This window comes from Pantoea sp. B_9 (assembly GCF_008632015.1).
Classification (GTDB): Bacteria; Pseudomonadota; Gammaproteobacteria; order Enterobacterales; family Enterobacteriaceae; genus Pantoea; species Pantoea dispersa.
In genome coordinates, this window is the sequence record NZ_VWVL01000018.1 from 1 (window position 1) to 8620 (window position 8620).

At 57.6% G+C, this 8620-nt stretch carries 10 protein-coding genes and 1 pseudogene; 4 read left to right on the forward strand and 7 right to left on the reverse strand.

What is annotated here, in order from left to right:
- A partial coding sequence (locus F3I21_RS22920) for a relaxase domain-containing protein (RefSeq protein ID WP_150059877.1) occupies positions 1-385 on the reverse strand: 385 nt, incomplete at its 3' end.
- On the opposite strand from F3I21_RS22920, the pseudogene umuC reads away from it, so the two are divergent.
- From umuC to F3I21_RS22935, 3 genes and pseudogenes are all read left to right on the forward strand, one after another.
- Positions 297-1166 (forward strand): annotated as a pseudogene (umuC, locus tag F3I21_RS22925) (translesion error-prone DNA polymerase V subunit UmuC); the annotation flags it as partial. The gene F3I21_RS22920 and the pseudogene umuC sit on opposite strands and share 89 nt — an antisense overlap.
- 222 nt (positions 1167-1388) lie before the next feature.
- The gene (gene recA, locus F3I21_RS22930; RefSeq protein WP_150059879.1) at positions 1389-2513 is read left to right on the forward strand and encodes a recombinase RecA; all 1125 of its coding nucleotides are present in this window, start codon (positions 1389-1391) and stop codon (positions 2511-2513) included.
- Between the two features lie 183 nt (positions 2514-2696).
- Positions 2697-2897: a hypothetical protein gene (locus F3I21_RS22935; protein WP_150059880.1), complete on the forward strand. Its 201-nt coding sequence runs from the start codon at positions 2697-2699 to the stop codon at positions 2895-2897.
- A 380-nt stretch (positions 2898-3277) separates the two neighbouring features.
- Here F3I21_RS22935 and F3I21_RS22945 read toward each other — a convergent pair whose 3' ends face one another.
- The 4 genes from F3I21_RS22945 to F3I21_RS22960 form a co-directional block, all read right to left on the reverse strand.
- On the reverse strand, positions 3278-3514 hold the full coding sequence (locus F3I21_RS22945) for a hypothetical protein (protein WP_088516909.1): 237 nt from the start codon (positions 3512-3514) through the stop codon (positions 3278-3280).
- 163 nt (positions 3515-3677) lie between these two features.
- Positions 3678-4001, reverse strand: a complete 324-nt coding sequence (locus F3I21_RS22950; protein WP_150059882.1) for a stability/partitioning determinant — start codon at positions 3999-4001, stop codon at positions 3678-3680.
- A gap of 433 nt (positions 4002-4434) precedes the next feature.
- A complete protein-coding gene (locus tag F3I21_RS22955; RefSeq protein ID WP_088516911.1) occupies positions 4435-5079 on the reverse strand; it encodes a ParA family protein in 645 nt (214 codons plus the stop codon).
- A 166-nt stretch (positions 5080-5245) separates the two neighbouring features.
- The gene (locus tag F3I21_RS22960; RefSeq protein ID WP_125311981.1) at positions 5246-6043 is read right to left on the reverse strand and encodes a tyrosine-type recombinase/integrase; all 798 of its coding nucleotides are present in this window, start codon (positions 6041-6043) and stop codon (positions 5246-5248) included.
- 550 nt (positions 6044-6593) lie between these two features.
- On the opposite strand from F3I21_RS22960, the gene F3I21_RS22965 reads away from it, so the two are divergent.
- The gene (locus tag F3I21_RS22965; RefSeq protein WP_150059883.1) at positions 6594-7475 is read left to right on the forward strand and encodes an AbiJ-NTD4 domain-containing protein; all 882 of its coding nucleotides are present in this window, start codon (positions 6594-6596) and stop codon (positions 7473-7475) included.
- 127 nt (positions 7476-7602) lie between these two features.
- Here F3I21_RS22965 and F3I21_RS22970 read toward each other — a convergent pair whose 3' ends face one another.
- On the reverse strand, positions 7603-8061 hold the full coding sequence (locus tag F3I21_RS22970; protein WP_150059884.1) for a type II toxin-antitoxin system PemK/MazF family toxin: 459 nt from the start codon (positions 8059-8061) through the stop codon (positions 7603-7605).
- 72 nt (positions 8062-8133) lie between these two features.
- A partial coding sequence (locus tag F3I21_RS22975; protein WP_223815741.1) for a DUF1173 family protein occupies positions 8134-8620 on the reverse strand: 487 nt, incomplete at its 5' end.

Here is an 8620-nt window from a genome sequence, read left to right on the forward strand (position 1 = left end):
CGTCTTCGCCTGCGCGCGCATGAATTTCACGATGGCGCGATGAGAATTCGTCCAGCACCTCCCCGGTAAAGCCCTTTATTTCCCACAGGTCGTGCCGGCCGCCGGTGGGCAACGTTTCATACCCAATCTCCTCCGCCTTACCTTTCAGCAGGTTGCGGTAAATTTTGCCGTACGTTATCTGGTTGCGGTACACCGTTTCGATGAAGCCGGCGCCGTGGATCGCATCGGTAGCCAGCGCTTTCCACTTCCCGTCCAGCTCCGTCACGTTGGCCACCACTGCGTGAGTATGGATCTGCGGGTCGAGTATCGGCCCCAGCAAAACGCTGGCCAAGAGCGCCCAGTGGGCAGGCAAGGAGTGGCCGCAGTTTGGCGGCGTGCTGGCCATCACCACCCGGGCGCGGGCGGAGAAGATGCTTGCCCGCCAGCCCGTGGAGGAGGTCTGGGGCGTGGGCCGGCGCATCGCGAAGCGCCTGAACGGCATGGGCATCGACACCGCCCTGCAGCTGGCGCAGGCCAGCCCCGCGATGATGCGCAAAAACTTTTCCGTGGTGCTGGAGCGCACCGTGCGCGAGCTCAACGGCGAGGCCTGCATTCCCCTGGAGGAGATGCCGCCCGCAAAGCAGCAGATAGTCTGCAGCCGCTCGTTCGGGGAGCGGGTCACGGAGTACGGCGCCATGCGGGCATCCGTGTGTCAGCACGCGGAGCGCGCGGCGGAGAAACTCCGGGGGGAGCGCCAGTACTGCCGCCGCGTGGGCGTGTTCGTGCGCACCTCGCCTCACGCGCAGGGAGAGATTTTTTACGGCAACCAGGCGGGCGAAACCCTGCCGCGGCCCACGCAGGACACGCGGGACATCGTGAAGGCGGCGCTGCGCGCGCTGGACCGCATCTGGCTGGACGGCCGGCGCTACATGAAGGCCGGCGTCATGCTGGACGACTTTACCCCGCACGGGGTGAGCCAGCTGAACCTGTTTGAAGAAGACGGCCCCCGCCCGCACAGCGCCGCGCTGATGGCGGCAGTGGACCACATTAACCACACGGGTAAGGGCCGCGTGTGGTTTGCCGGAAGGGGAACGGACAGCGGAGCCGGCTGGCAGATGAAGCGCGACATGCTGTCGCCGGCGTGGACCACACGCTGGTCAGACATCCCGGTGGCCCGCGTGCGCTGAGGCAGGCCGGGTCCGCACCCGGTCTGTTTAACGTTTTAAAAAAGAAAAAATGACACCTTATTGTGCGTGAGCAGACGTCCCTGCGACGCCACCGGAAAAATGGCGACTGTGGGTAAGCGGTTGGCAGCGTGTTCATGCTGTCAACGGCTTATCCACACGAGGCACCGCGCCGGGCTGACCGCCCTGCCGGCACGACATGCATTGCGTTCTGAGGAGGTATTCATGACGGAGAAGAAACTGATAAAACCCGCCGCCCCGAAGGCGGTAAAGCCCGCCACGCAGGACGAGCGCGCCAGGGCGCTGGCCGCCGCGATGGCGCAGATTGAAAAGCAGTTCGGTAAAGGCGCCATCATGCGACTGGGCGACGACCGCAGCCTCGACGTGGCGCTGCAGCCCACCGGCATTATGGGGCTGGATATCGCCACGGGGGGCGGGCTCCCTTACGGGCGCATCTGTGAAATCTACGGTCCGGAAGCGTCGGGCAAGACCACGCTGGCGCTCTACGCCATCGCGGCCGCGCAGCGCGCCGGCAGACAGTGCGCCTTCATTGACGCCGAGCACGCCCTCGACCCGAAGCGGGCGGCGGCGCTGGGCGTGGACACCGACAGCCTGCTGATTTCCCAGCCGGACACCGGCGAGCAGGCGCTGGAAATCACCGACGCCCTGGTCCGCTCCGGCGCCGTCAGCGTCATCGTGGTGGACTCGGTGGCGGCGCTGGTGCCGAAGGCCGAGATTGAGGGGGAAATCGGCGACGCCCACGTTGGCCTGCAGGCGCGCATGATGAGCCAGGCCATGCGCAAACTGAAGGGCAACATCGGCACCTCACAGGCGCTGGTCATCTTCATCAACCAGCTGCGCATGAAGATTGGCGTGATGTTCGGTAACCCGGAGACCACCACCGGTGGTAATGCGCTGAAGTTTTACGCCTCGGTGCGCCTTGATGTCCGCGCCTTCGGCAACATAAAGGAAGGTGACGCCGTCATCGGTAAGGATATCCGGGTGAAGGTGGTCAAGAACAAGGTTGCCCCGCCGTTCCGCCAGGCAGAATTCCGGCTGCTGTTCGGTCAGGGCGTGGACTTCTCCGGCAACGTGCTGGACCTGGCGGTGGACGCGAAAATCGTGACGAAGACCGGCGCGTGGTATGCGTACGGCAATGATAAGCTCGGTAACGGCCGTAAAGCGGCAGTGGAGTACCTCGGCGCCACGCCGGCGCTGCTGGCTGACATCACGGACCGGGTGCGCGCGCACTACCTCAGCCCGGATCGCCCTGCCCTGCCTGCGCATACGCCTTCCCCGTCGGTGAGCGGAACGGATGCAGAAGATGACTTTAACCCAGAGAATGACTGAACAGCCGGTCCGTTACGCTGCCCGGTCAGCCATTTTACCCCGGCGTCAGGCGTTTTCAGTTATCCTGCTCCGTACGGGGTACCGTGCCCTGAACGACCCACCGGAGATTCAGGCGGCCCGTCTGCTTACCTTTATCAGCTGTGATAAGGTTGTGACGACTGAACAACCGCGGAGCAGAAAGCTATGAATACAAAAATGCTGGCAGAGTGGCTCAGAGATATAGCCCGTCATATCGAAGAAGACAGCCCGCTGATAAGGGATGTCGGTGTGGACGATGCCGTTTCAGAAGAAGGACTGGCAAGGAAGATCATCACCATCACGTTCAATGCGCCGGGACGCAGTTCGCCCCCTGATGGTGATCGCAGCGGTATTCACCGGCACTGAACGCTGCGCCGGTTTTATGGACGACCGGGCCTTTCAGGTCAATAACCGGGGTATACTGATAACTTCATTGATCGGGCGCTCAGGCAGAGGGATTGTTTTGTTCCTGTCGCCCGGTCACTCAGGGAAACCGGTGCCAGAACTCATCCACAATATACAGGGGTCTGCCGGGTTGCTTACCGCGGAAGTATCGACCACGAGGCAGCCTGTCATTGCGTGAAAGCTGACGGATCCAGTCTTCAAACGCAGGACGCCGCCTGCGCATCCTGCCCTTAAACATGTCGGCTGACTGCGTAAACGTTGACAGCTTTATCCCATGTTCACGCGCCTGCTGCAGTAATTTTTGCATTTCCACCTCTGCACCTCCGTTTTTTCTGTGTTCTTCAGCGTGAGCTGTTTTTCTTCCAGGTAGCATTGGCCATGAACGCCGCGCGCGACACGCAGGCGCCCCACAGCAGCTGCAGGCCGATTTTGACCAGTTCGCTGGCATGCGGCAGGAAGAAGAGCGGCACGATAAAAACCGCACTCAGCAGAAACCCCCACTCGGCGATATTTTTTTGTTCAGCATCGCTGAGCTTTTTGAGGCCCAGAAAGCCCCCGGTAAAATGCGATATTCTCACCCGGACACTCCATTCAACGAAAAAACGACACAGCGTAAATACAAAAACTGATTTACACTGTACATACACATACGTCTTTACAATGTAAACACAAAATCTGTTAATCAACCCGGAGTGTACTCATTACGCCCATACCGGGTAGTGATAATCAGGGTTCCGCATGTCAGTATTTCGGTGCTTCAAGCAACCAGCGGTTTTTCTCGTTCTGGTCCATGCTGGTACAGTAAGCCAGTAAAGCGGCCTTCAGAATGGTTGTCTTGTTCTGACCGGTGGCCTGCGCCTCCTCATCCAGCATGTCAATGATACCCGTCGGCAGCCGGAAATTGGTCGGCTGCGTCCCTGTTGATGGACGGCTGTCGCCCTGTCTGATAAAGCGGGCTGTGCTGCCCTTTGCTGAAACCTGCGGCTCCGGAGCCAGCCGGTCAGCTGCCAGAGCCGGGGCCGGGGCCGGCGATGTGGATTTCAGGGGGGTTTTTAACTTAACCATGTAAATCTCCAGAAAATTACATTGTACATACACCGTACATGCATTGTATCGACAACAAAAGCGTTTCAATTATGTCTGTCATGCATAAGCGCCACCGCAGCCCACAGGATGAGCCGCCCGGCAGGAACCGGGAGGAGGAAGCTGGCCAACGCAACCGAAACTCACGCTGCGCAGTCCGCATGAGTTCACTTCCGCCCATGTCCGTGGTGTATTGCGCCTTTCGCCGCGCATGTTCTGCATACCTCTGGCGATGAGCACAACTCCCGTGGTGATGAAGTCTTCCTGCTCTGAAAAGCGATGCTACGCGCATAACGCCAGCCAGAAGCAGCGCCGGAATGAGCGTCAGCGGATGATGAAGAAGTCCATCGCTCAGAACGGTTCCTCACTCCGGATGATGTAAATACATTGTAGATAATTCGTAATTACATCAGCATTACAGGCCGATTTCGTCAGCAAGCAGCTCGATCAGCGCCCTTGCTTTAGTCAGGCTGCTGGCGCTGCTCACGTCGTGGACGCCGGCGCCCAGGTTAAACGCGGATTCAAAAACGTCGAGCTGGTTAATCCAGGTGCGCAGCGCCGGGATCCAGTTCGGGTCTTCGCTGAGAGAGCGCGTGAGTTCGATGGCGTCCGTGGCTTTTGGCTTGCACCGGTTGAAAAGAAAATATCCCTTCAGCGAGGGATTCTCGTTCGCCTGAACGTAGCGGACCATCTCGTTGACCTTGTTCATGTTGTCAACCTCCCCCTGCGAGGACGGCCTGACCGGGGAAAGCAGCACGTCAGCGGCCGTCAGCGCGCTGCGGAACTCCATGCTGTCGTGACCGGCCGTGTCGACAAGGACTATGTCGGACATTTTCTGCAGGCGCTTCATCTCACGCGAAATGTCGCCCCAGGCTGAATGGAGCGGACACATCGGCAGGCCGGCCTCTTCGCGGCGGGAAAAGAAATCGGCCAGCTCGTCGTTTTTGTCCGCACGCAGCACGGTCACGCTTTTCCCCCGCGACAGCAGCAGCGATGCGAGATTTGCAATCAGTGTTGTCTTACCCACGCCGCCTTTTGGCGATCCCATCATGATAATCATTTTTTCCTCCCGAGTGACACACCACAACGTATATACAGTGCAATTACTTTTATGTATTTACGAAGTAAAGATAAGAGGCGTTATAAACGAGAGGTCTGGTAAAGTCAAAGCAATTACACTGTAAATACAAAAATGTATTTACAGTGTAATTGTACCATTAAGAACATCAGGGGCGCAGCAGTCCGGCTGCCTCGCTGGGATCCATTCCGAAGCTGACCTGCCGGCTGCCCGCCGCCGCCGCTTCCATGTGCAGTACGCGGATGTAAATCTGCGTGTTCCGGAAGTCCGCGTGCCCGAGCCAGCCCTGAAGCACGGTCGGCATAATGCCGCAGTACAGGAGATGCATGGCATAGCTGTGCCGGAGCGTGTGCGGGGTAGGGTTTGGCAGTGAAAGCGACAGCCCCTGCCCGGCGATCCGGGACACCGCATCGCTCAGCCAGTTCCGCGCCGTATCGTCCGTGACCGGCCGGCCGCCGCGTCCTTCCCAGACCGGCCGGCGTCGGTTGGGGCAGAAGGTGGTGAGGTGGTCGCGCAGCCGCGATACAAAGCCCGCGTCGAGCAGGGGCACACGCCGCTGCGCGCCGGGCGGCGGCTTACCGGGTCTGGGATTGCGCTGCCGCTTGAGCGTCACGAGCCGGACGTGAGGGCGGACGCTGTCCAGCACGATATCATCCGGCCGGATGGCCAGCGCCTCGTTGATGCGTGCCCCGGTGTTCCAGATAAACTCAAACAGCATCCGCCGGTGCAGGTCCGGAACGGCCGCGAGCAGGACCGCCACCTCCGGCGCCAGCAGGTAGCGGGGCAGGCTGTCGTCACCGGCCAGCTCGCGCCGCACGGCGAGCGCCAGCCGGTAGTCGATGACCGGGGAGATGGCGCTGTGTGAATTCTGGGAAACCGGACGGGGTAATGTGCCCGGATTTTCACGTAGAAGCGTCTGCGCGTTTTCTGGGTATGGCGAGTGCATGTGGGCCCCCGGCGGTGAATGATGATCGCTATGATAAGGCAGGGGAGTGATGAAGTCCCGCGCGGTAATTCTCCCGGCGCCCTGCGTAAATTCGGTTATTTATACAATATTAGCCAGATAGCCGAAGATGTGGCGATTGTCGCAAACACTGCTTCTTCCGGCGCCGGGTCGCCCGCCGCAATATGCTGTGGTTTTTAACGTGTGCTCGCCTGGATGATGGGGTTGGGCCGTGACACGAGGACATTCGGCTTTCTACCTGAAAAACCGAACTGGATTGTGATAGCCTCACTGGTAAAAGTAAGCCGGTGCTGCAGCTCTGAGAACGGATCGGACCGACACCAAACAGCCATGCCGTCAGCTGATAACAGGTGGTGCGGGCTTTAGCGCAGACAGAGAGAGGGTGAAATCGGGGCACTCTTTATTTTATAAAGTTCGGACGGGCTGTCAGAACGGAAATAACCCGCAGGATTTGCAGAGAACTGAGTGGCATAATCCCTGTTAATTTCTTTGCCGCCTGCTTATGAAGCCGGTACCTCTACAGGAATCCAGAATGAAATTCTCACACCGTCATGGATATGATCCGGAGTTCATAAATAAGACATTCCGGGATGACGCACCCAGATGGGTAAGAAAACAGTATTTTAAAAATATTCTGGAAAGGCTCGTATGTGATGCCATGTCCCAAGCATCGCAAAATAAGCCTATTCCTGTTTATGACCTTATTAATGAGATACTCGTCATGGTGGATGAGGAGCCTGATGACTATTACCTTAGTCATACTCCGGCGATTGAAGTTCTCCGTAACCTGGTGATGAATATACCCTGGTTCCGTTTTTACGATACTGTAGAAACGGTGGCCGAGAGGATAATTTATATAGATGAAGAGGACAACTTTTCGCAAAGCAGGAAAAACGAGTCCGTTTCTTTTTCAGCTTACCGCCAGAGAGTGAATGAACTTTTCTCAGAATATAATATCGACTGGAAAATGAATGAGTCAGGTCAGCTGGAACTCCCTCTGCCGCCATTTCTTGAAGAGAAAGTAAAAAGTACAGAGGAAAGGCTTGCAGACGAGTTCAGGCCGGCGAGAGCACACTTTGCCAAAGCCCGCGCCTTCGCGCTGGGCTCGCACCGGGATGCTGAAAATTCCATTAAAGAGTCCATAAGCGCGATTGAGAGCATATGTAAGACGTTTTACCCGGATGCGTCAACGCTGGGAGATGCTCTGAAGATGATGAGGAAGGACGGCAGCGTTTCGCCCATGCTCATAACCATCGTAGAAAAGTTTTACGCCTACGCTAACGCAGAGCCAGCGGTAAGGCACGGAAGTAATAAAGACTCCGCTGTTCTGGAGTATGACGCAGAGCTGGCCCTTCATTTTGCCGCGGCATTTATCAGAACACTGATCGTCCGCAGGAAAGATACAAAGAGCTAGCAGGATGCCAGAAAGGCAAAAACCCAGCTTATTGGCTGGGTTTTGCAGGTCCCTCACAGGGGAGAAAACTTAAGGGCCTCGATGGGCTACGGGTTAATTATCCCTGAAACTGACGCTGACGTCAACTTCATGGCAGTTCTTTAAGCATCCAGGATGCGTTAATCGATTTGATGACAGCTTTCTGAACCTCCGCGACAAGTTCACGAGACAGGCACTGGTTCAGATAGCCTCTGTCAGTTCTGGCGCGGTTAAGCCGGTAGCGGCTGACCTGCTGGACCAGATCTGCTTTAGCCCACCGGGTACGCTGAGAGAAGAAGCGGCATTCCTCAATCACGGCTTCCCCAATCTCTACGTGCATACCCCGATGCAGCTTATCCCGATCGCATGTTGAAGAGAGTGGAACGATGATGCAGGCATTTCCGTTTATCTTACCGTTCAGAACAACAACCAAGCGGTTCTTGACCATTTCCGGTGGCAGGTGGCCATCCCAAAAGGTAGTCACCGGTTTTCCATCTGCTCCCAGAGGATAGCTCCCGAAATTACATTCCAGGATTTCACCAACTTTTGGACTGAAATTTATCGGCACACCTCTTCCCCTAATCAATTTTGCAGCGTGAATATTTTTTTTCTAAAGAGTAGTATTTTATAAGATAACCAATCAAAGCGACTCAACCATGCCCTCATAGCGGGAGTCCAGCGGAATATAGCGCGGACTGACGGTCATCAGCGCCACGTCGATAACCCTGCAGCTGCTTCGCGGCACGTTACGGCCATCTTTACGTATAAAGGCGGTCTCCGGCGGCTCGGTTTCGCAGATAATCACCACCCGGGCGCCGCTGCGCCAGTCGCTCAGCTCACGACTAAAGCTCCGGGCGAGACGGTCCCTGATATCGTCAGGCAGGTCCAGCGCCGGAAAGCCGGCAAACAGCCCCAGCGGAAGCGTGTACTGCAGCCGTTCATCGGCCGCGTCGCTCCAGGCGGCCAGCTGAGAAACAAAAATCAGGCGGCGTGAGGCGCTGGCGGCGTCCTTCGCAGTCTGCCGGTTCTGCGCAGCCTGCAGCGAATCCTTCATGGCCATCAGCATCAGCGACTGCTGCAGCGGACTCCGGCCGATGCGGATGCGCGCGGCAGTCTCATTCAGGCGC